General features: G+C 35.4%; 21 protein-coding genes. 9 read left to right on the top strand and 12 right to left on the bottom strand.

The window, feature by feature from the left end:
- Nucleotides 1–17 precede the first annotated feature (17 nt).
- Complete coding sequence (locus Q0X89_RS06050) at nucleotides 18–287, top strand: hypothetical protein (RefSeq protein WP_297692148.1); 270 nt, start codon at nucleotides 18–20, stop codon at nucleotides 285–287.
- A gap of 16 nt (nucleotides 288–303) precedes the next feature.
- Here Q0X89_RS06050 and Q0X89_RS06045 read toward each other — a convergent pair whose 3' ends face one another.
- The 4 genes from Q0X89_RS06045 to Q0X89_RS06030 form a co-directional block, all read right to left on the bottom strand.
- Nucleotides 304–1,011, bottom strand: a complete 708-nt coding sequence (locus Q0X89_RS06045) for a DUF4369 domain-containing protein (protein ID WP_297692147.1) — start codon at nucleotides 1,009–1,011, stop codon at nucleotides 304–306.
- Nucleotides 1,012–1,056: 45 nt separating this feature from the next.
- The gene (locus tag Q0X89_RS06040) at nucleotides 1,057–2,319 is read right to left on the bottom strand and encodes a DUF819 family protein (protein ID WP_297692145.1); all 1,263 of its coding nucleotides are present in this window, start codon (nucleotides 2,317–2,319) and stop codon (nucleotides 1,057–1,059) included.
- 73 nt (nucleotides 2,320–2,392) lie between these two features.
- On the bottom strand, nucleotides 2,393–4,624 hold the full coding sequence (locus Q0X89_RS06035) for a DUF5916 domain-containing protein (RefSeq protein WP_297692143.1): 2,232 nt from the start codon (nucleotides 4,622–4,624) through the stop codon (nucleotides 2,393–2,395).
- A 262-nt stretch (nucleotides 4,625–4,886) separates the two neighbouring features.
- The gene (locus tag Q0X89_RS06030; RefSeq protein WP_297692141.1) at nucleotides 4,887–7,136 is read right to left on the bottom strand and encodes a transglycosylase domain-containing protein; all 2,250 of its coding nucleotides are present in this window, start codon (nucleotides 7,134–7,136) and stop codon (nucleotides 4,887–4,889) included.
- A gap of 100 nt (nucleotides 7,137–7,236) precedes the next feature.
- Here Q0X89_RS06030 and Q0X89_RS06025 point away from each other — a divergent pair, with 100 nt between their 5' ends.
- Complete coding sequence (locus Q0X89_RS06025) at nucleotides 7,237–8,010, top strand: S1/P1 nuclease (RefSeq protein ID WP_297692139.1); 774 nt, start codon at nucleotides 7,237–7,239, stop codon at nucleotides 8,008–8,010.
- 205 nt (nucleotides 8,011–8,215) lie between these two features.
- Here the strand turns inward: Q0X89_RS06025 and Q0X89_RS06020 are convergent, their stop codons facing one another.
- The gene (locus Q0X89_RS06020; RefSeq protein WP_297692156.1) at nucleotides 8,216–8,791 is read right to left on the bottom strand and encodes an alpha-ketoglutarate-dependent dioxygenase AlkB; all 576 of its coding nucleotides are present in this window, start codon (nucleotides 8,789–8,791) and stop codon (nucleotides 8,216–8,218) included.
- A gap of 21 nt (nucleotides 8,792–8,812) precedes the next feature.
- A complete protein-coding gene (locus tag Q0X89_RS06015) occupies nucleotides 8,813–9,685 on the bottom strand; it encodes an AraC family transcriptional regulator (RefSeq protein ID WP_297692137.1) in 873 nt (290 codons plus the stop codon).
- 214 nt (nucleotides 9,686–9,899) lie between these two features.
- On the opposite strand from Q0X89_RS06015, the gene Q0X89_RS06010 reads away from it, so the two are divergent.
- Complete coding sequence (locus tag Q0X89_RS06010) at nucleotides 9,900–10,484, top strand: hypothetical protein (RefSeq protein WP_297692135.1); 585 nt, start codon at nucleotides 9,900–9,902, stop codon at nucleotides 10,482–10,484.
- Between the two features lie 45 nt (nucleotides 10,485–10,529).
- Here the strand turns inward: Q0X89_RS06010 and Q0X89_RS06005 are convergent, their stop codons facing one another.
- The 4 genes from Q0X89_RS06005 to Q0X89_RS05990 form a co-directional block, all read right to left on the bottom strand.
- Nucleotides 10,530–11,162 carry an MOSC domain-containing protein gene (locus tag Q0X89_RS06005; protein ID WP_297692133.1) on the bottom strand — a complete coding sequence of 211 codons (633 nt, stop codon included), beginning with the start codon at nucleotides 11,160–11,162 and terminating at the stop codon, nucleotides 10,530–10,532.
- Nucleotides 11,163–11,282: 120 nt separating this feature from the next.
- Complete coding sequence (locus Q0X89_RS06000) at nucleotides 11,283–11,669, bottom strand: hypothetical protein (RefSeq protein WP_297692131.1); 387 nt, start codon at nucleotides 11,667–11,669, stop codon at nucleotides 11,283–11,285.
- 289 nt (nucleotides 11,670–11,958) lie between these two features.
- Nucleotides 11,959–13,047, bottom strand: a complete 1,089-nt coding sequence (locus Q0X89_RS05995) for a helix-turn-helix transcriptional regulator (RefSeq protein WP_297692129.1) — start codon at nucleotides 13,045–13,047, stop codon at nucleotides 11,959–11,961.
- A gap of 127 nt (nucleotides 13,048–13,174) precedes the next feature.
- The gene (locus Q0X89_RS05990) at nucleotides 13,175–13,528 is read right to left on the bottom strand and encodes a DUF6249 domain-containing protein (RefSeq protein WP_297692128.1); all 354 of its coding nucleotides are present in this window, start codon (nucleotides 13,526–13,528) and stop codon (nucleotides 13,175–13,177) included.
- 133 nt (nucleotides 13,529–13,661) lie between these two features.
- Here Q0X89_RS05990 and Q0X89_RS05985 point away from each other — a divergent pair, with 133 nt between their 5' ends.
- A complete protein-coding gene (locus Q0X89_RS05985; protein ID WP_297692126.1) occupies nucleotides 13,662–14,246 on the top strand; it encodes a sigma-70 family RNA polymerase sigma factor in 585 nt (194 codons plus the stop codon).
- Entirely contained in the window at nucleotides 14,233–14,652 is a 420-nt protein-coding gene (locus tag Q0X89_RS05980; protein ID WP_297692124.1) for a hypothetical protein, read from the top strand. Before Q0X89_RS05985 ends, Q0X89_RS05980 begins: the two co-directional genes overlap by 14 nt.
- 41 nt (nucleotides 14,653–14,693) lie before the next feature.
- Here the strand turns inward: Q0X89_RS05980 and Q0X89_RS05975 are convergent, their stop codons facing one another.
- Both Q0X89_RS05975 and htpG read right to left on the bottom strand, forming a co-directional pair.
- Entirely contained in the window at nucleotides 14,694–15,047 is a 354-nt protein-coding gene (locus tag Q0X89_RS05975; RefSeq protein ID WP_297692122.1) for a MauE/DoxX family redox-associated membrane protein, read from the bottom strand.
- Between the two features lie 134 nt (nucleotides 15,048–15,181).
- Complete coding sequence (htpG, locus tag Q0X89_RS05970; protein ID WP_297692120.1) at nucleotides 15,182–17,068, bottom strand: molecular chaperone HtpG; 1,887 nt, start codon at nucleotides 17,066–17,068, stop codon at nucleotides 15,182–15,184.
- Nucleotides 17,069–17,426: 358 nt separating this feature from the next.
- On the opposite strand from htpG, the gene Q0X89_RS05965 reads away from it, so the two are divergent.
- The 4 genes from Q0X89_RS05965 to Q0X89_RS05950 all read left to right on the top strand — a co-directional run bounded on the left by Q0X89_RS05965 (nucleotide 17,427) and on the right by Q0X89_RS05950 (nucleotide 21,123).
- Nucleotides 17,427–18,086 carry a TetR family transcriptional regulator C-terminal domain-containing protein gene (locus tag Q0X89_RS05965; RefSeq protein WP_297692117.1) on the top strand — a complete coding sequence of 220 codons (660 nt, stop codon included), beginning with the start codon at nucleotides 17,427–17,429 and terminating at the stop codon, nucleotides 18,084–18,086.
- Nucleotides 18,087–18,106: 20 nt separating this feature from the next.
- On the top strand, nucleotides 18,107–19,417 hold the full coding sequence (locus Q0X89_RS05960; RefSeq protein WP_297692115.1) for an AarF/UbiB family protein: 1,311 nt from the start codon (nucleotides 18,107–18,109) through the stop codon (nucleotides 19,415–19,417).
- A gap of 128 nt (nucleotides 19,418–19,545) precedes the next feature.
- The gene (locus Q0X89_RS05955; protein ID WP_297692113.1) at nucleotides 19,546–20,553 is read left to right on the top strand and encodes a 3-oxoacyl-ACP synthase III family protein; all 1,008 of its coding nucleotides are present in this window, start codon (nucleotides 19,546–19,548) and stop codon (nucleotides 20,551–20,553) included.
- A gap of 18 nt (nucleotides 20,554–20,571) precedes the next feature.
- Entirely contained in the window at nucleotides 20,572–21,123 is a 552-nt protein-coding gene (locus tag Q0X89_RS05950; RefSeq protein WP_297692111.1) for a pyridoxamine 5'-phosphate oxidase family protein, read from the top strand.
- The last annotated feature ends 86 nt before the right edge of the window (nucleotides 21,124–21,209 follow it).

The following is a 21,209-nucleotide window of genomic DNA, read 5'->3' as shown; positions in this document are numbered from 1 at the left end:
CACAAAATTATAGAGCAATGGCAAATATCAGAGAATTAAAAAAAGATATAAATTACGTACTGGGAGATATTATTGAAGCAGTTTACATTGTTGAGGCTTCCAATGATAAACAAGGCTCCAAAGAGGGGTCTGAAATTATTGATGGTGCAATTAAAACTTTTGATGAATTAATTTCAAAAGTTAACAAAAAAGACATTGAAAACAGGAAGGAACATCTAAAGGGTGTGCGTAAAGAACTGGAAGAAAAAGCCAGAGCCCTCGTAGATAAACTCAATAAATTACCTTAGGTATTTAACTTTCGTATTATTTATTTTCTACCTTTTCCAGATATTCTTGCAGAGCACTACCATATTTACCTTTAGCTACTTCAGGACTAAGTGAATTATTAATAGAATCCAGGTAAATTTTGTTGGCATCTGGCACCTCTTTTAAGGCTATATATGGCGCAATATGAGATTCTTTATTGTTAAGCGCAAAGTTTAAAGCATAGAGATAACCTCTTCTAATGTTCTGGTCACTTGCTTTTTGTAAGGAATCCTGAGTTAGGGAATCTTTAGGAGTTTCAGGATCGTAGACAGCTCTCATAATTTCGAGATTCGTGGTGTTAAAACGAGACATCACTTTCCTGTATTCCTCAAGTTTTTTATGTGTTTTAGAGCCTTCAATTTTAGCCTTGGTATCGAAAGTGTTCCAATTGGTGTTAATTGTAATTATTCCTGGCTCGCCAAAAAAAGTAATCCTGTCATTTATATCATTATTGTCTTTTTTAGCAAGGTATAAATAGAAAATCTCAGGACTTTCAACTTCGGTTTTAAAAGTGAAGTTACCATCACCCTCAACCTTTAGAGAATCTATTACTACCAGAGTTGTATCTGGTATATGCTGAAGATAAAGTGTGCCTTTTTTTAATCCTTTTACATTACCGGTAACTGTCATTGTATTTTCAGTATCCTTAGGTCCGCAAGAAATTATTACGGCACAGCTAAGTATAGTAATTATCAGGTTCCTCATAGTATTTTAATTCTGCGGCAAATATCAATAAAGTTTATTGGAAATTTAAACTTTTGAAGCAATTTCCATAAGTAAAGCACATATATATGCACCGGCGGTGCCTATAACGTAACCTAAAACAGCAAGCAAAATACCTACAGAGGTAAGTGAAGGATGAAACTCTGCCGCGACGATAGGCGCTGATGCCGCTCCACCTACATTTGCCTGACTTCCTACAGCAAGGAAAAAATAAGGAGCCTTAATAATTTTTGCCACAAAAATCAACAATCCGGCATGTATTGAAATCCAAATTAGACCTACCGCTATTAAACCCGGTTTGTCTAAAAGGCTTCCCAAATCCATTTTCATTCCAATGGTAGCTACAAGGATATAGATAAATAACCCACCTATTTTACTTGCTCCCGCACCTTCGTAATTTTTGGCTTTTGTGAAGGAAAGGATTATGCCCACAGTCGTAGCAAAAACGACCATCCATAAAAATTTTGAACCCAAAGAGGAAAGGGCTTTTTCTTTATTCCGTATGACTTCAAAATTGTCCTGTAGAAATTCTGAAAAATGGAACCCACAAAAATGAGCAATCCCAACTGCTGTAAATGACAAACTCAACATAATTATGTAGTCATTAAGTGTTGTTACCCTGGTAATTTTTGCTGTGTATTCTGAAACTTTTGTCTTGAGAGTTTCAATTGAAGAGGTATCTGATTTTAACCACTTGTCAATTCTTGCAGACTTACCGATACCAAGAAGAATTATAGCCATCCAAATGTTTGCAACTACGATATCTACCAATACCATATCCCCAAATTTCTTAGGGTTATAAGAAAAGACTTCGAGCATAGCTGCCTGGTTCGCACCACCCCCAATCCAGCTTCCGGCAATTGTTGCTAAACCTCTCCATACCGCATCAAAATCGTTCCCTCCAACCGTTTCAGGAGAAAATATTGAGACTATTAAGATAGCGATAGGACCACCAATGATAATTCCTGCAGTTCCCGTTAAGAACATAATAAGTGCTTTAGAACCAAGGTTCAATATCGCCTTAAGATCTATACTTAATGTCATAAGTACTAATGCCGCAGGCAGGAGATATCTGCTAGCTATATAATATAGTTTTGAATCTTCCTCTGAGATAAGTCCTATGCTTGTTAAAATTGCCGGTAGCATGTAGCACATTAACAGTGTTGGCACAACCCTGTAGAATTTTTTCCAAAATCCGGTTTTAATGGAAGAAGTGTAAAATACAAATCCAAGACAGAGACATAATAAACCAAAAATTACGGTGTCATCAGTTAGTGGTAAATGGTTCATGGAAGATTATTTAATTGTGAAAAGCCTTCAAATATAATGAAATTACATGGGGCTGCTCACTATAAAAATGAACCTAAATATTCAACCAATATGTAATTTTCAGATTAATGGATCTGGTCTTTGGTGCAAACCCATCCACAAAATAATTATCATTATACACCAGAAATAGATCCGAAAGCGGAGCAAAGCGCCATTGCAATCTGGAATTTATACCAAAATTATCCCTCTGATTGCTATATTGAATTAAAGTTGACCAGAATATTGATTTGCTGAATGTAACTTCAATTTTTGGACTTATCAACCAAATGTCCGCACTGGGGTAAGGGTCTGGTAGTTCAATTTTATCATACCTCATAAACATGGAAAGAAATACTTTGGGCTGAAAGCGAAAAGTCATTCCCCCTTGAACAGAAAAGCGGTTTCCATTAAAAAATCGGCCAATAGTAGGTTCAAGGGAATATGAGAAAATTTTCCTGCGGTCCGAATTAAATTCAACTTGAACACTGTTGTAATAATAGCCTTGATTTCCTGGTAATGGTATTCCGTCATCAGAGCCAGTCGGGTCAAAATCATCTATTAAGAAAGTATACTTATGTGAGAATTCAGCACTAAATCTGGATTGATCTCTAAATCTTGCTTGCCATTGCCCTCTTACATCATAGTCTGTATTTTTCAAATCCATGCTAGGACTCCAAAGGGCTATGGGAAAGATTTGGAATGCGTGATTTTGTATAAAACTATTTCTAGGCCAGAATACCCGTTCGAATTGTACGAAGCTTTTAAGGATATCCGTGCGGCGGACAAATCCTAAATCCGATCTGAAATCTTCTGCAACATAAATCAATTTGCCAGAAATATTATAATTTCTGGAGTTGTATTCCAGACGTGCGCCTGTAGCTATGTCATTATCTTTAATTCCCGGTTGAAACGATTTTTGAAAAAAGAACTTACCGTTCCACACGTTATCCCTTGAAATAAGATTGTAATCTATTCCCAGGACCCGGTTGTACTCGTCCTCCGGCAAGACAAAATCATAATCCTCAAAAGATTGGCGGTTAATAAAGAAAAAGCCAATATTAGACCTGGAAAAAACTGTTTGTTGCAGGGCCAGCATCATATTGTTATTCGAAGGAATCTCGTTGTCTTCATCCTCGGCAGTTTGAATATTAAGAAAACCCAATCGCAGGCCTTTGGTTAGCTTCCCGCTTAATCTGACACCTCCTATAATCTTATTTTCAATAGTATTACCTGCGGTATCATTTGCTATTCCAATCCTTCTTGAGAAAAAAGGATTTGCATCCCTGGAATCACCAAAACTTCCGAACAGGTCATTATTATCTATAAAGAACTGCCTTTTTTCTGGTAGTGAAATTTCAAAACGACTGAGATTCGTAACCTGGTCATCTACCTCCACCTGAGAAAAATCGGGATTTACAGTAATATCCAGATTCATGCTATTACCTATAGAAATTTTGGCATCCCCACCAACAGATAGTTTGTTAGTTGTGTTGTCTTCTTCAAAATCTTTAAGAGCGCTGCCATTTACGTAAGGGATAAGTGCCATTGGGGTTCTTGATTTACCGAGTGGTTTCTCAAAAACCATTTCGCCCATAAAACCTAAACCGAATATATTTTGGTTTTGAGGAATATTCGCCCAGGTAGTTGTTTCGTTGGACTGGTTATCAAAGCGATAACTATTAAACCTCCATTTTGTTTCTCCTTCTTTAAATTTAAATGATGTAAGGGGTATTACCATTTCCGAAGTATACCAGGAATCATAAATCTTAGAATTACCTTGCCACTTTACATCCCAGGAAATTGTAAACCCTCTTCGATCTATACCACCTCCGGATACTAGTCCTTCTCTTTGAACTCCATACGGATTTATACCAAATAAGAAAGCATTATTGTTATCATTGAATGTGTCAAAAAGCAAAGTAATATTATCACTGTTTCCTGCCCTGAAATCCCTTTTTAGCGATTGAATTGAATAATCCTTGCCCTCAGCATAAACGATAATTCCGATATAAAGGTTTTTATCGTCATAAAGCATTTTAATTTCAGTCTGCTGTTTGGCTTGTACAGAATCTAAAGGGAAATATTGCCAAAAATTATCGGCACTATTCGCAGTTTCCCAAATTGGCTCATTTAAAATACCATCGGGAATTATAACATTATCAATTTTTTTGACAACAAAAGACCTTGTTTTATTCTGCCCGTAGTAAATAGGGGATTTAATTCCAACTTGCCCGTAAAATGCTAATGAAGTAAGAAATAAAACTAAGCAAGTAAGATTTTTTACCATTTAATATTGATTAGACATTATCTGCTCGGGGATAATTAGGTACATAACGTTAAAGTAAATTTGGCACAAAGGTCTTCCTTTTTATTTAGAGGTCATTACCTTTTCTGCGAACGACCCGGGTTCTATTGTGAACGACATATTTTAGCGTATTTCTATCTAGGATTTTAATTGATTTACAACCTTTATAAGAAAATAAAAGAAAACAATTTTGCAAGATTAATGTCTTAAAAGATTACCAAAATTTCAACGTATTTAACTTAAGCTAGTTTTTTTCTTTGAAATTTTTGGTTTTCTTCCTTTTAGGATTTTTGAAAAGTCTTTTAAAGAAACCATCGCGTTTTTCAGGTTCGCAGTCAAGCATGGCAACGACTGCCGCATCCGGCTTCATAAACCTGGCCCGGGTTATGTAGTTATAAGCTTTCTCCCTGTTTAATTTTTGCATCCAAAGGGCGAAAATTGGTAATGCAGCACTGGCCCCCTGCCCAAGTGAAGTGTTCTTAAATCCAATTTCATGATTGTCCAAACCAACCCATGTTACATGAACTAATTTAGGAGTAATAGCAACAAACCAGGCATCTTTATTGTTCTGTGTTGTTCCGGTCTTGCCGGCAATATCATTTTCTAGTCCGTACGTATAGCGTATTCTGGAACCTGTACCTTCATTAATTGTTGCTTTCATAAATTCTACCATAATTTGCCTGTTTTCTTCATTAAATGACTGAACAGGAGAAATGGTTGGCTTAATGGTTTCAAGTATAGAATCCTGATAATTAGTTATACTACTTATCAAAAAAGGTTTAACGGCTCTGCCCTTATTTACATAACAAGCATAGGCTCCCGCCATTTCTTCAACACCTATTTCGCCTGCACCTAGCGCTAATGATGGTAAATTCGGTAAATCTGAAGTGATCCCCATCTTTTTAGCCTGATCAATGACATTTTCTATTCCTGTTTTTTCCAAAACCTTTACGGCAACCGTATTTACTGAATTACTTAAAGCCTGTTCCATGGAATAATTCATGAAAACTTCATCTTTATCCCCGGAATTTGAAGGGGACCAACCCTCAAAATTTTTATACTCCACTTCTTCGGCTGAAAAATAAGTGCAGGGTGCTATTTTATTTTCCAATGCCGCTGTATACACTATAGGTTTAAAGGTAGATCCTACCTGTCTTCTGCTTTGAGAAATATGATCGTATTTAAAAACTTTGTAGTTCACACCACCTATCCATGTTTTAACCGCCCCGCTACCTGGATCTATTGAGATGGAACCGGTATTGAGAAATTTCATGTAATGTGCAACACTGTCTATTGAACTCATTTCCACTTCTATTTCACCGTCCCATGAAGCAAGACTCATGACTTTCTTCTTTCTTAAGGCATTCAAGGCTTGTTGCTCATTTAACCCTTGTGCTATTAGATTCTGGTAGGCGGTTGAATTTTTAACTACTTTAAGAATTAAATCTTTATTGGTTAGCCAGGGAGCCGAATTACCATAACTCTTTTCAAATTTTCTTTGAAGACCTTTCATATGAGTTTTCATTGACTCTTCTGCTAGAATCTGCATTTTATAATCGAGGGTTGTGTAAATTTTGAGTCCTGATGTATAAATGTTGTAAGAATTTCCCTGGTCATTTTGATTTTTACACCAGCTTAAGACTCGTTTTCGAACCTCTTCCCTAAAGTACGGCGCCAATCCACTGTTATGATCGTAATCAGTATAATTTAAGGCCAACGGCAGTGACATGAGGCTGTCTTTTTCATCTGTTTTAATAAAATCATTTTCTTCCAGGGCCTTCAATACCAGATTTCTTCTTTGTAAACTTTTTTTAGGAAAAACTCTTGGATTATATGTGTAAGTGGCTTTAAGCATTCCAACAAGAACTGCTGATTCCTCAATACGGAGTTTGTTAGCTCCTTTGCCAAAGAATTTTATAGAAGCGCTTTCTATTCCAAAAGTATTGTCGCCAAAGGAAACCGTATTTAGATATTGCTCCAAAACTTCTTCCTTGCTATATATTTTTTCAAGTCTGGAAGCAATTATCATTTCTTTGATTTTATCAATAGCCAAAAAAAATGTTCCATTTCTAGTTCTTGGATAAAGATTTTTGACCAATTGTTGGCTTAAAGTACTACCACCTCCGGATGCTTCATTTTGTAATAAAATTGTTTTAATCGCAACTCGGAACAAACTTTTATAATCTACGCCAGAATGATCATAAAAACGTTCATCTTCAATTGCTATTAGAGAATTTATTAAATGTTTTGGTATGTTTTTATAAAGTATAGGCTGTCTGTCATTGAGGTAATATTTACCAATAAGAACACTGTCAGCGGTGAATATCTCCGAAGCCCTTGGATGTTGAATTTCTGCCAATGACTTCTTGTCCGGAAGTACTCCCCATACTCCAAAATAAATACTAAATACAAAAACTGCTGTTATCCCAATGAACAGGGAGGCTATTATAAGCGAATACCGTAAAAGCGGAGATTTTATCCGTTTAAAAATCACTTTGATAAAATTTAGGTGCAAGATGACATTTATTAATGAAAATAAGCCATGCCTTAACAATACATTAATGCCTATTCTTTAATTTTGAAAAAAATTAGTTATGAGGAGCATAATTTTATTACTTTTTTTAAGTGTCCATTTGGTAATGGGTAATTCAAATTTCTGGGCAAAAACAGGGCATCGGGTTGTTGGGGAACTAGCTCAGGGTCATTTGAACAGAAAAACCAAACGGGCAGTTTCAAAATTGCTGAAGGGGCAAAGTCTGGCAGCAGTTTCTAATTATGCAGATGCAATTAAGTCGGATAGGGCCTTTAAAAATTTCTCAGCCTGGCATTACGTAAATATACCATCGGGCAAGAAATATTCAGAGATAGAACCAAGCCCTAATGGTGATTTGGTAATGGGAATTCAAAGATGTATTGAAATACTAAAGAATGAGAGCAGTGCTGAAGAAGACAAAGTATTTTATTTAAAAATGCTGATTCATTTAATCGGTGATCTACATCAACCATTACATGCCGGGCGCAAAAAAGATAAAGGAGGAAATGATATTCAGCTGCAGTGGTTTGGAAAAGGAAGTAATTTGCATCGGGTTTGGGACTCACATATGATTGACGATTATGGAATGAGTTATAGTGAACTTTCAAGGGAGTTACCAACTCTTAGCAAAGAACAGATCAGAGAAATAAAAAAAGGGACCATTCTGGATTGGGTAGCGGAATCGCAGGAATTGGCTGACGAAATTTATAACTCAGTTGAGAAAGGTGAAAAGTTGAGGTATTCCTATAGCTATAAATATTGGGACATGGTGGAGAAACAATTGCAAAAAGGGGGGTTGCGTTTGGCCAGAGTGTTAAATGATATTTTTAGTTAGGCTGGAATAAATAAAAAATTAGAATACCATTTGTCTAATAAATAGGGGGTATGGCGATGGTTTATGTCTTTTCATCATTATTTTAAGTTATTTTAATAAGGTTGTATATGAGGAAATTGACATAGTATACCAAAGTGTTAAAGATAGTATGCAGCACCAAAACAAAAGGTATAAAAAAATCGACTTCTACAAGTCGATTTTTTTATTATGCGATAACCCTGAAAGTGAGATTAATCCTTTCTCCTATAGGCCTTCTTGTTTTGGCTATTTGATGATGCCAGAAATGTTGTGTTTCTCCACGCATAAGAAGAAGGCTTCCGTGTTCCAGGAGGATCTTGTGCTTTAAATGCTTTAATTTCTTATGCCTCAGATGAAAATAGCGCTCGTGCCCCAGTGAAACAGAAGCAATTACCGGATTCTTTCCCAGTTCCTTTTCATCATCTGAATGCCACCCATTGCTGTCCTTGCCATCTCTATAAAGATTTAGAAGACAACTCGTAAATTCAACATCAGTCAGGCTCGATATTTTTTCCCTGACATCAAATAAGGTTTCATTAAATGGCATAGGCTTCATAACAATACCTGAATAGGAATAAGAGCGATTATTATTTCCATATAACGCCGTTAACCTGGGCTGTGAATATATCTTACCATAAACTCTTATTTCATCCTGACGCCAGGGCACCGAAGATTTAAGCATCTCAAAATAGGCACTGGCCTTCTCACGATCGAGAAAATCGGAGAAATAAGTAATATCACTATCCCTGAGTTGCAGTTTCAACAATTTTCGCAGTTTTTTCTGTTATTGGACTACCTTTTTTAACCTGTTCCGAAATTCCGATGGACTTTGACCGGTAAATCCCTTAAATGATTTATTAAAATGTGAAAAATTATTAAAACCACTTTCATAACAAACGTCAGTAATGCTCATAGGTTGTTCAGCAAGCAATTTTGATGCGTGCACCAGGCGATATTCATTTACAAATTGAATAAAGGTCTTGTTCGTAATTTTTTTAAAGTACCTGCAAAATGATGGAACTGTCATCCCTGCTTTATCTGCAATTTCGGCAAGGGTTACCTCTTCTTTGAAATTATTTCTTACATGATTAAAAACGATATTTATTCGGTCGTTATCCTCAATATCTGTTTTAAATGAAAATCCCTCTGCATTCAATACTTTAAAATCCTTGGAATTTCCCAGCTCATTCAATACGGACAAAATGGACAATAATTGTTCAAAATCCGATTCATTTTTAAGTTTTTCCAGTTTTTCACCTACAATATTTTTGGTTTCGCCAAAGAATGCAACACCACCTCTCGCAATTTCAAACAAAGTCCGGGTTTGCTTCATCTCGGGAATATCAAAAAAAGAATTACCCAAAAAGTCTTCCTTCATTTGTATTACAATCTCACTTTTATTTCCGGTAAACTTATCCGTGAATCCACAATGAGGTAAATTACTTCCAATTAAAATTAAGTCGCCATCTGTATAGCAGGAAACATGACTTCCAATCTGCCGTTTCCCCGCTCCTCCGTTAACATAAACCAATTCTATTTCGGGATGATAGTGCCATAAATTGTCTTTGTTGTGTTTAGTAGAATCAAATTTTTGATACGTAAATGAATGCCCGAAATTCGGGGCAATGGCTTCAAAAGCCGGTTTTAACTTTTTCATTTTTTAATGATTGATAATGTAAAATTACTCAACCTTTATTTTTAAGATTGTTGCAAAATTACCTAAAATATGTGGAATATTAACCTGTATGCTTCAAACTACTCAAACTTGAGTTAAAATAGGATATAAATTTGAAAATCTTGTTGTAGTTCGGGTGAATTACTGGGTGTAAGTTTGCCCTGTAAATTATTCATTAACTCTAAAACGAAATGTTATGAAATTAAATTTGAAGTTTACCGCAATGATCGCCTTAATGTTTACTACAGTAGTTGGCATGGCAAGAGAACCTAAATTAAGCTTGATAAAAAATGGTGAATCCAAAAGCTTAGTTGTAGAATTAGACACGCAACACGACAAGACCTTTCTTAAGATAATTGATGAAGATCAGAACATCATATTTTCTGAGAAAGTTTCAGAAACCTCTTATTCTAAGAAGTTTGATCTGAATGAACTTGAAAGTGGTTCTTATTACTTTGAAGTAGAAGATGCCTTAAGGACGTTGGTCTATCCTATAAGTGTTGAGAATAAAGAGGTGAAAATTCTGAAAAGAATTGAAAACACAAAGCCTGTATTCCGCATCAAGGGAGATAGACTCTTTCTTAATTTACTTAATCTGGAGGGTAAAGATGTGCAAATCAAAGTTTTTGACAGTAATAACCGCACATTATACAAAGAGGTAATTGAGAACGAAACAGTAATAACTAAAGCCTTTAACTTCGAATCGGCCTACGAAGACCAGTACACCGTAGTAGTTAAAGAAGGTAAAAATATCTACTATGAAGATATAGTAGTTAATTAGTAGATTGTTTAGTTTGGTTTTAAAGGGGCTTTTTAGCCCCTTTTTTTATGAGTATTTTTTTAGTCCAACTCTTTTGTTTTCCGGTAGAGCCATATTTTCTAAGGCTAGTTTTACGAGTTTTTTATCTTTCTTCTTTGCATAAAGCAATTGAAAAAATTGATAGACAGTTAATAAATTATCCGAAGGTTTAATAAGTTTAAGTTCATCTTCCGGAGATACTTTGCCTTCTTCAAGTATTCTTACATACATCCCGGGGAAGCCATGATCAATAAATTCTTTCAAAATCTGCTGTGTCCCAAACCTAATGCCTAATTTAAAACAAGGCTCCCTTGGCTGAGTTATCTGCACTAATGCCGAACCAATTTTATAGATATCACCTATTCTAATTTGGGTTTCATCCATGTCACTAATGCTCAGGTTTTCTCCGAACATTCCCCAATTCCAATCCAGATTAGGATAGCGTTTTTCCCAATAAGGGTAGTGCTTAGCGGAAAAGAGATAACAAGCTTTGTAAATCCCGCCATGAACTTTTCGGTTTGCTATAGCATCATTTGCTACCGTTTCTTTTTCCAGCAATAAAGCGGAATTCGTAGGGTATTTATATATACCTGTGTGGAGTTCCTTCCCATTCCAGGTTATTGGGGTTAAATTTCCAATATTAGTAGATAATACGCGCATGTTTTGAAGATAACAAGCCTATGTATTAAATACAAATCAACACCCTTGATTTGTTTAAAGGATACCCAGATTGGGCAAAGATCATTGGTTTGTACGTAATCTAGATGATAAGAATGAAGCCTATGATCTTGGTTTTAGTTCAAATACCATAAATTTTAAATCCCCAAGACTCATATTCTCAAAATCAATAATAACCTCACCTTGCTGTTCTATGTTATAATAGTAAACATCACCTTTTTTGAACTGTCCAAATTTTATTTTTCCATCTCCCAGATGAAAAACACCAAAACCGTCTGTCATAAAAGTATAGCTGAAATCATTGGTTATTTTACGAAAAGGGAGTCTTTCCTTTGGTTTTAAAGTAATATTGTATAATCTGAATTCTTCATTTTCATATATAGGAGAATGGCCCAATGATTCGGCGAATTGTTCAGATCTCAATTCATTCAATCTGGTGACTTCCCAACTTTCAAAGTTTCCTTCCGGACTTAACTCTATTAAATTCATGAACATTTTTTTATAAATCTGTATTAAAGAATCAAAAAAAATAGGGCCAATTAATTGACCCTATAGGGAACTACCTAAATTCAACATATAGTAATACACTTTCTTAACTACTTGAACATTAGACATTCATGCACAATTGATGAATTCAGTGTGCAAAGATTGTCAAAAGACTTGTTTTACCTTTAAAATTTCATCCTGAAGCAGTATTGATTTCAGAATTATAAACTGAAAAAAGGAAGCAATTGATTTTAGAGATTAAAAATTCAACTTTAAGCGTATTTTTTTTGCGCTAGCTTTTTGAAGTTTCAATATGGTAATTCATTGGAGTGGTCCCGGTAGCCTTTTTAAATGCCGCGTAAAAAGATGCCTTACTGTGAAAGCCAACTTCACGGCTAATTCCTTCAATACTCAGATTGTTTAGAATATCGGTGCGCAGTAATTCCTGTGCTTTCTTTATCCTGAATTCATTTATATACGTATTGAAATTCTTATTGTAATGTTTATTAATTGCATTGGAGACATCTTTAGGATGTAATTCAAGGGCTGTGGAAATATCAACTACAGTCAGGTCCTGCTTTGTATAAATACCCGTATCAATCACGTAGTCATCAATCTTATTAATCAGATCTAACACTTTTTCTTTTGATACACCTTGCTTAATTGTTGCTTTAACAGGTAAGTTGGCATGTTGCACCGCAGAAAACACATTATACTGAATTATTCCGCTTATGGCAATTGAGAAGACAAGGATAAGGCTGGCACAGGAAATCAGTAATTCTAAAACCGGAGCTACTTTTATAAATAAGGTGCCAATATGTATTCCTACAAGCACAAAACAAAAAACTATAAAAAATCTTGTCCATTGTAGTTGTCTGTTTTTGACCGTTGCAAATTGATTTTTTACTTCTTCTGTGTGATTGCGAACATATTTATCAATTCGAACAACAATGTACAGGCTATAAGAAAGTCCTAAAACAAAAAATATTTCGAAAAGGTAGGTTCCACGCAGGTATTCCTTGGTTGATTCAGGTAATAAAAACAAAATAAAAAGGAAAAGAATAGAAATCACTCCGGGGTACAATATTCTGTAAGTAACTCTCTCATGGGCAAAAATGGAAATCTTTTGAACATACAGAAAGAAGAGCGGAAATAATATCCAGGAAAAACTAATCGGGAGCAAAAGAAGTCCGGGATGATTTTCAAGAATTTTAAAATCCTTTAAAATTACAGGCAAAAACTCAATGGCGAATCCAATGAGAAACAAACCGAGAAAGAAGGTAGATTTATTCTTTCTGTTAATAAAAAGAAGTATTACTCCTAAAATTAGCCCCTGAAATACTCCTAAGGCGTGTACTAAAGAAATAACATCATCATCCATTTAACTATGATTAAGAACCTTAAAGTTCAATAAACTAAGGCTTTAAACCAAATTATTCTACTGCAAATAAAAAAACCATCGCAATACTATGCGATGGCTTCATTTCCAGGATTATGGAGTTACACGTTTATTCCTCTTTGTCCAATTTTTTTGTAAGTGTAAAACCTGCAAAAAGTCCAAGACCGGCCATTAGGAAAATCGTTGCCGGATATGCAACCTCTTCATCCATGCCCATAGCATTTACAAATACAGAGGCAATAAATATGGCCAATCCAACACCTATAAGTAATAATGATAAATTAAGTATCAGTACCTTCCAGAAAGGGGCGGCGTGTCCACGCTTTCCTTTCACAAAAATACTTGCATCTGCACCTTTTTCAATTAATGCAAGTCGTTCTTTATTTCGTGTTGAAAAATACAAATAAAAAACTCCAAAGATTGCCCCGAATATGAGTGCAACTATAATTATTTCTCCTCCCATTTTATTTAGTTTTAATGGATTAAACAATTTGTTCATAGGGTATGACGAAAAAATTTGCATGATGGTTACAGGTTAATATTATTTTTTATATTTTCTGTAACCAGAATACATTTGTGAACGTCTTATATGACAAATGAGCCAGAAACCAGACGAGTACCTTATTAAAAAGGTAATAAGAGGGGAAAGTAATGCCTATGCCGAATTGGTAGACAGGTATAAGCACATGGTTTATACTCTGGCGTTAAAAATCGTAAAAAACCGTGAAGATGCTGAGGAAGTAGCCCAGGACACTTTTATTAAAGCGTATAGTTCATTGAAATATTTTAAAGGTGATTCCAAGTTTTCTACCTGGTTATATAAGATTGCCTATTATGGGAGTTTGGACTATTTAAAAAAGAATAAGAGACGGGTTGAGACAACCAAATTGGATATTTCAGAAGAATATAAGATTGCATCAATGGATGATGCTTTAGATGGGATGGAAGCAAAGGAACGAGCGGAAATTATAAAACATGCAATTCAGGAATTACCCGGTGAAGATGCTGTTTTAATTACCCTTTATTATTTTGAAATGCTGTCAATGAATGAAATATCGAAAGTTATGGGATTGGCCCCTAATACGGTTAAAGTACGTTTGTTTAGAGGGAGAAAGCGGTTGGCAAAAATATTAGAAAATAATTTGGAAAAAGAAATTATACATAGCTATGGAAGAAAATAGAGATAAACAGCTTGATGATTTTATAAAAAAAGTTGTAAATAATGCAGGACTTGAGGCACCTTCTGATGATTTTACTCAAAGTATTATGTCAAAAATAGCCGCTCAAAATGAAAAAAGTATGGTAACTCGTTATAAACCCTTGATTTCTAGAACAAGTTGGTTAGTTTTAGCCGGGATTGCTATTTTTCTATCAGTTTATATAATTTTTGGAAATTCAGACCTGAATGTCAGCTGGATACCTAGCATTACTGAGCTAGCTACCCACAACATAGGTATTATGAATACTTTGGAAAATTTACAATTACCTAATACGCTGGTTTATGGCTTAGCAGGACTTACATTCTTTATTTATGTGCAAATTGTTTTATTGAAAAAGCATTTGGAAAGCAGATATACCTTAAACTGAGCATTAAGAAAAGTATTCCATATTTAAAATGGTGTTCAATGCTACAAATAAGAGTACGCCCAATACATAAGACCAAACTGCAGCGGGATTCTAAGGATAAGAATCCAAGCGGGGATTCCTGCCGATGCTTTTTTTTCGGATAACATATAGAAGTGGACCGTAAGAAAAATGACCAACATTATTATAATACCGTAAATGGCAGGATCTTTAAGCGGAGCTATCAATATACCTATTCCTAAAAGTATTTCGGCAATTCCACTTAAAATTACCAAAAGTCGGTGAAAAGGAAGATACCTTGGCATGATACGGAGGTAGGCTTTTGGTTTTATGAAATGCATTACCCCTGCCAGGATATACATGACAGACATAAGCAGAAAATGCCAGGAATAATTCATAGACAAGTAAAGGAATAAAATTAGAATAAAAAACTTCACGGGGCACTGGGAATTATCCTAGAGATAATTTGAGTACACCCGTGAAGCATTCATTGAACATGAATTTTTTGAATTAATTATAAGCCAAAAATGACCTATTTAATCATCTCATAACTTCGGCTTATAAACTTAGTAAGCTCTTCTCCCTTAAGCAGGCCTTTTGATAGCCTGGCAAGGTCAAGAGACTGATTTATTAACCGTTCTCTTTTTTTAGCCGTCTTTGTTCCGAGAATCTCAGTTACAAGTGGATGATTTATGTTTACTATTAAATTATACATTTCGGGCATATTACCCATACCAAACATACCACCACCACCGGTTTGCTGCATTTCCTTCATGCGTCTCATAAACTCCGGTTCTGTGATAATAAAAGGAGAAGCATTACTGTCCATAGCCTCTAATTGAATGGTATAACCTTTATCTGTAGTTACACTTTCAATATTAGCCTTCAGCTTTTCCTTCTCATCATCAGATAATTTACTTATTTGAGTATCTTCTTTTTTGATCAGATTATCCAGATGATCGGCATCAACCCTGGCAAAAGATAATTTCTCATTAGAAGTCTCTAATTTTTGCATCAAATGCGATATAATCGGAGAATCAAGAAGCAATACTTCAAAGCCTTTAGCTTTGGCTGCATCAATATAACTATGTTGTGCTTCTTTATCTGAAGCATAAAGCACCACCAATTTATCGTCTTTATCTGTTTGAAGGTCTTTAATTTTTTCTTTCAACTCTTCAAATGTGAAATACGAGCCATCAACCGTAGGATATAGCGCAAATTTGTCAGCTTTTTCAAAGAATTTTTCTTCTGACAACATTCCGTATTCAATGACGATCTTAATATCATTCCATTTTTGCTCAAAATCCTCACGATTATTTTTGAATAAAGAGGTAAGCTTATCAGCCACCTTTCTTGTAATGTATGAGGAAATCTTTTTAACGGCACCATCTGCCTGCAAGTACGATCTGGAAACATTAAGGGGAATGTCCGGGGAATCAATTACCCCTCTCAGCATAGTCAAAAACTCAGGAACTATTCCTTCAACATTGTCTGTTACAAAAACCTGGTTCTGATAAAGCTGAATTCTGTCCTTCTGAATGTTCAGGTCATTAGTAAGTTTAGGGAAATAGAGTATACCTGTAAGATTAAAGGGGTAATCCACATTTAAATGAATATGGAATAGCGGTTCTTCAAATTGCATTGGATACAATTCCCTGTAAAAATTCTTATAATCCTCATCTTTTAGATTTGCCGGTATCTTAGTCCAGGCAGGGTTAGGATTATTTACGATATTATCAACCTCTTGTGTTGGAGCCGGATCTTCTTCTTTCGCATCCTCAGGCTTTGGAAGTGTCTCTGTCTTTGTTCCAAATTTAATTGGAATGGGCATGAATTTATTATACTTCCGCAACAATTCAGATATCCTGTTCTCCTCTAAAAATTCAGTTGAATCATCTGCGATACTCAAAATTATTTCTGTACCGCGCTCTTTTTTGTCAGATTTTTTCAAGCTGAATTTTGGTGATCCATCACAGCTCCAATGCACTGCGGGTTCATCCCTATAACTTTTAGTGATAATCTCCACCTTATCTGCAACCATAAAGGAAGAATAAAAGCCCAGGCCAAAATGTCCGATGATGCCCGAGTCTTTGTCTGCATCCTTGTACTTATCAAGAAATTCTTCAGCCCCGGAAAAGGCGATATCATTAATGTACTTTTTAACTTCTTCTTCATTCATTCCAATCCCCTCGTCAATGATATGAAGTTTTTTACCCTTCTTATCTATCTTCACTTCAATCATCGGATTTTCATACTCAACTTTTGCCTCACCAATTGAGCTTAGGTGTTTTAATTTAAGTGTAGCATCCGTCGCATTTGAAATTAACTCGCGTAAGAATATCTCGTGATCGCTGTAAAGGAATTTTTTAATTAATGGGAAAATGTTTTCAACTGAAACATTAATCTTACCAGTAGCCATATTTTATTGTTTTTATATTATTACTTACTCATGGCAAAAAAAGTACCACATTGTAGATAGGTGACAAACTGACACTTAACTTCTCTGAAAAACTTCACGATCGAAATTTTAACAAATTTTATGTTTAATAAATATAAATAATCATTAAACATTATGTATATTTGACCTGTGATTGCGAAAAACAATTGCTATGAAAAAGTTTTTTGATTTTGTAATCAGATTGTTTATTAATTGGTTAGGTTGTTTAAAAGTGTGTTTTCCCCTGAAAGCACACTTTTTTTATAATGATCTGGCTGGGGATAGATTTACATAATGTTTAATAAACAAGTTAATAAGATAAACATAAATATAATAGAATATGACTGCTAAAACCACTGCAAAAAAGCCCTCTAAAGAAAATATCATAGCTGCTTACATGAATTTTGTGCTGGAACAGGAAGCCGTTCCTAAATCTGTTTTCAAATTTTGTAAGGAAAACAAAATAAAAGAGGAAGAATTTTACAAGTTCTTTGGTTCTGTGACAGGAATACAAAAAGCCATTTGGGATTTGTTCTTAGAGAATACCATGAAGTTATTATCTAAAAACAAGGAATATTATGAGTTTTCTAGTCAGGATAAAATGCTGACTTTCTTTTTTACTTTTTTTGAAATGCTTAAGCTCAATCGTAGCTATGTGCTTTTCGTTTTGAATGAGGACAAAAACCCTTTGAAAAATTTAGAACAATTGAAGGGGGTACGCAGAGGAATCAAAAATTTTGCAAAAGAATTGATTGAAGAGGATAATAGTGAAAAAAGTTCCAGAATCACACAACATAACCCTGGATTATTTTCAGAAGGTGCCTGGGTTCAGTTTTTATTTATCCTTAAATTTTGGATGGAAGATACCTCAGCAGATTTTGAAAAGACAGATATAGCAATAGAAAAATCTGTCAAAACCATTTTTGATGTTTTTGATAATACACCTCTGGATAGTATCATCGATTTTGGAAAATTTTTGTTCAAAGAAAACTTTTCCTAATCATCTTAACCGAATTTTAAATGAAAACACTGGATAAAATTCCCACTGGGAAAATTGAAAGGGCAGGTAAGCTTGTAAAAACTGGTGTCAAAGTCGGTGGAAATTTTGTCAAGTATTATGGTAAAAAATTGGTAAATCCCGAGCACGATAAAGAGGAATTGAATGAAGACAATGCGTCTGATATCTACAATGGTCTTAAATCATTAAAGGGCAGCGCACTGAAAGTGGCACAAATGCTTAGCATGGAGAAGAATTTACTGCCATCAGCATATGTAGAAAAATTCTCTTTGGCTCAATTTTCAGTACCTCCTCTTTCCGCTCCTTTAGTTCGTAAAACTTTTAAAAGGTATTTAAACAAATTCCCGGAAGAAATCTTTGATTCTTTTGAACGTAACTCTATTAATGCCGCAAGTATAGGTCAGGTTCACAAAGCAACCAAAGATGGAAAGGAACTGGCAGTTAAGATACAATACCCCGGTGTAGCTGAGAGCATAAGCAGCGATTTGGCAATAGTTAAACCTATTGCTATACGGATGTTTAATCTTCAGGGAAAAGATTCTGATAAATACTTTAAAGAAGTAGAGCTTAAACTTCTTGAAGAAACCGATTATAGCCTTGAGTTTACACAAAGTGAAGAAATCACAAAAGCTTGTCGAATAATCCCAAATTTAGAATTTCCCAAATATTACAAAGAATTATCGAGTGAACGAATACTTACCATGGATTGGATGCATGGGAGGCATTTAAGTGAATTCACTAAACAGCACTTTGATTCGGAATTAGGAAATAAATTAGGTCAGGCTCTTTGGGATTTTTATATGTTCCAGTTACACGGGCTTAGAAAGGTTCACGCAGACCCTCATCCTGGAAACTTCCTGGTTAGCAAAGAGGAAACATTGGTGGCAATTGACTTTGGATGTATAAAGCAAGTCCCTGATGAATTTTATGTACCGTATTTTGAACTTGCCAAAAAAGAGAATATTGAAAATGACTCCATTTTCATGGAAAAGTTATATGAGTTAGAAATACTGTCTCCTTCAGATTCGGAAATAGAGGTTAAATTTTTTAAAGCCTTATTTAAGGAAATGCTTGGTCTTTTTACAACTCCTTTCCACGATGAATTCTTTGATTTTGGTAATGAGCAATTCTGGTCAAGAATTGCTGCCCTAGGGGAACGTTATTCCAAAGACGAACATATTCGAAAAATGAATGGAAACAGGGGCTCTAAGCATTTTCTATACATTAACAGAACTTTTTTCGGACTATTCAATCTCTTGCATGATCTTAAGGCAAATGTCGAGGTAAATTCATATCGCAAGTACTTAACTTAGTGCGGGAACTTACTTAAATCATCAATTATTTTTTAGTTATCTTAGATTTAAGGAATGATTTTTCTTGCACGATTGTTTGCAGACGTACAGGCAATTCTTTTCAGATTAACTAACACGCAAACCAAGTAATGTATAATTCAAAGATTATTGGACTGGGTTATTTTGTACCCGAGAATGTTGTAACAAATGATGATCTCTCTGAACTTATGGATACCAATGACGAATGGATCCAGGAAAGAACGGGAATAAAGGAAAGGAGACATGTTATAAAAGGTGAAGATACTACGTCCAGTATGGGTGTGAAGGCGGCCAGAATAGCCATTGAGCGGGCAGGGATAGATAAGGACGAAATAGATTTTATAGTATTTGCAACTTTAAGCCCAGATTACTACTTCCCCGGACCGGGCGTATTGGCACAACGAGATCTGGGAATAAAAACCGTAGGGGCAATAGATATAAGAAATCAATGTTCCGGCTTTGTTTATGGAATTTCTCTTGCAGATCAATATATCAAGAGCGGGATGTATAAAAACGTGCTAGTAATAGGTTCAGAATTACATTCTGGCGGCCTTGATATGACCACCAGGGGTAGGGGTGTTTCGGTAATTTTTGGAGACGGCGCCGGCGCCGTCGTTCTTACCAGGGAGGAGGATAATTCTAAAGGAATTTTGTCTACTCATTTGCATTCAGAAGGTGAGCATGCGGAAGAACTTTCCTTAATAGCTCCGGGCATGGGAAAAAGATGGGTCTTAGATATATTAAAAGACAACGATCCAGATGACGAATCTTACTTTCCTTATATGAACGGGCAGTTTGTTTTTAAAAATGCCGTAGTTCGTTTTAGTGAGGTGATTATGGAAGGGTTAAAGGCCAATAACCTTGAACCAAAGGATATTGATATGCTAATTCCCCACCAGGCTAATTTGAGAATTTCCCAGTTTATTCAGCACAAGATGAGGTTGGGAGATGACCAGGTTTACAATAATATTATGAAATATGGGAATACCACCGCGGCTTCTATTCCCATAGCCCTCACCGAAGCATGGGAGCAGGGTAAAATTAAAGAAGGAGATCTGGTAGTATTGGCTGCCTTTGGGAGCGGATTTACCTGGGGAAGTGCCATAATCAGATGGTAAACACTTAAAAAAATTTGCATGGGGAAGCGTTTTGAAAGTCTGAACTCAACACACATAGATTTTATATCTAAACAAAAACTATTTTTTGTAGCCACTGCCATTAAAGATGGATCTATTAACCTATCTCCTAAAGGAATGGATTCATTTAGAATTATAGATAACAGCAATATTCTTTGGTTAAACCTTACCGGAAGTGGGAACGAAACCGCTACCCATTTGCAATACGACAAAAGGATGACTATTATGTTTTGTGCATTTGAAGGGAAACCATTGATTTTACGTCTCTATGGCGAAGCAAGAACATTCCATAAGCGAGATGCCTTTTGGAATAAGCATATTGGACAGTTTCCTGAAATAGCGGGCAGCAGGCAACTAATTGATATGAAAATAAAGCTTGTCCAGACTTCCTGCGGGTTCGGTGTTCCTTTGATGGATTATAAAGGGGAACGAAACTTACTCAACGTATGGGCCGAAAATAAAGGTGTGGACGGACTAAACGAATATATGGGTCTGAAGAATGTTAAAAGTCTGGATGGTTTGCCCACTGGAATATTTGATGAATCCTCCTAAATTTAAAACCCCCTACTAATCAGCCGGGGATTATTTAATTGACAAATATTACAAGAGATAACCAACCAATACTCTGTATATTATAT

Source organism: uncultured Eudoraea sp., from assembly GCF_947258525.1.
Lineage (GTDB): Bacteria > Bacteroidota > Bacteroidia > Flavobacteriales > Flavobacteriaceae > Eudoraea.
Note: the sequence above shows the minus strand (reverse complement) of the source record. Positions and strands in the feature narration are given on the sequence as shown.

Excerpts from the sequence above, each read along its gene's own strand:
- Q0X89_RS06050 (WP_297692148.1), top strand. The coding sequence starts at position 18 with ATGGCAAATATCAGAGAATTAAAAAAAGATATAAATTACGTACTGGGA.
- Q0X89_RS06045 (WP_297692147.1), bottom strand. The coding sequence starts at position 1,011 with ATGAGGAACCTGATAATTACTATACTTAGCTGTGCCGTAATAATTTCT.
- Q0X89_RS06040 (WP_297692145.1), bottom strand. The coding sequence starts at position 2,319 with ATGAACCATTTACCACTAACTGATGACACCGTAATTTTTGGTTTATTA.
- Q0X89_RS06035 (WP_297692143.1), bottom strand. The coding sequence starts at position 4,624 with ATGGTAAAAAATCTTACTTGCTTAGTTTTATTTCTTACTTCATTAGCA.
- Q0X89_RS06025 (WP_297692139.1), top strand. The coding sequence starts at position 7,237 with ATGAGGAGCATAATTTTATTACTTTTTTTAAGTGTCCATTTGGTAATG.
- Q0X89_RS06015 (WP_297692137.1), bottom strand. The coding sequence starts at position 9,685 with ATGAAAAAGTTAAAACCGGCTTTTGAAGCCATTGCCCCGAATTTCGGG.
- Q0X89_RS06010 (WP_297692135.1), top strand. The coding sequence starts at position 9,900 with ATGAAATTAAATTTGAAGTTTACCGCAATGATCGCCTTAATGTTTACT.
- Q0X89_RS06005 (WP_297692133.1), bottom strand. The coding sequence starts at position 11,162 with ATGCGCGTATTATCTACTAATATTGGAAATTTAACCCCAATAACCTGG.
- Q0X89_RS06000 (WP_297692131.1), bottom strand. The coding sequence starts at position 11,669 with ATGAATTTAATAGAGTTAAGTCCGGAAGGAAACTTTGAAAGTTGGGAA.
- Q0X89_RS05995 (WP_297692129.1), bottom strand. The coding sequence starts at position 13,047 with ATGGATGATGATGTTATTTCTTTAGTACACGCCTTAGGAGTATTTCAG.
- Q0X89_RS05990 (WP_297692128.1), bottom strand. The coding sequence starts at position 13,528 with ATGGGAGGAGAAATAATTATAGTTGCACTCATATTCGGGGCAATCTTT.
- Q0X89_RS05985 (WP_297692126.1), top strand. The coding sequence starts at position 13,662 with ATGAGCCAGAAACCAGACGAGTACCTTATTAAAAAGGTAATAAGAGGG.
- Q0X89_RS05980 (WP_297692124.1), top strand. The coding sequence starts at position 14,233 with ATGGAAGAAAATAGAGATAAACAGCTTGATGATTTTATAAAAAAAGTT.
- Q0X89_RS05975 (WP_297692122.1), bottom strand. The coding sequence starts at position 15,047 with ATGAATTATTCCTGGCATTTTCTGCTTATGTCTGTCATGTATATCCTG.
- htpG (WP_297692120.1), bottom strand. The coding sequence starts at position 17,068 with ATGGCTACTGGTAAGATTAATGTTTCAGTTGAAAACATTTTCCCATTA.
- Q0X89_RS05965 (WP_297692117.1), top strand. The coding sequence starts at position 17,427 with ATGACTGCTAAAACCACTGCAAAAAAGCCCTCTAAAGAAAATATCATA.
- Q0X89_RS05960 (WP_297692115.1), top strand. The coding sequence starts at position 18,107 with ATGAAAACACTGGATAAAATTCCCACTGGGAAAATTGAAAGGGCAGGT.
- Q0X89_RS05955 (WP_297692113.1), top strand. The coding sequence starts at position 19,546 with ATGTATAATTCAAAGATTATTGGACTGGGTTATTTTGTACCCGAGAAT.
- Q0X89_RS05950 (WP_297692111.1), top strand. The coding sequence starts at position 20,572 with ATGGGGAAGCGTTTTGAAAGTCTGAACTCAACACACATAGATTTTATA.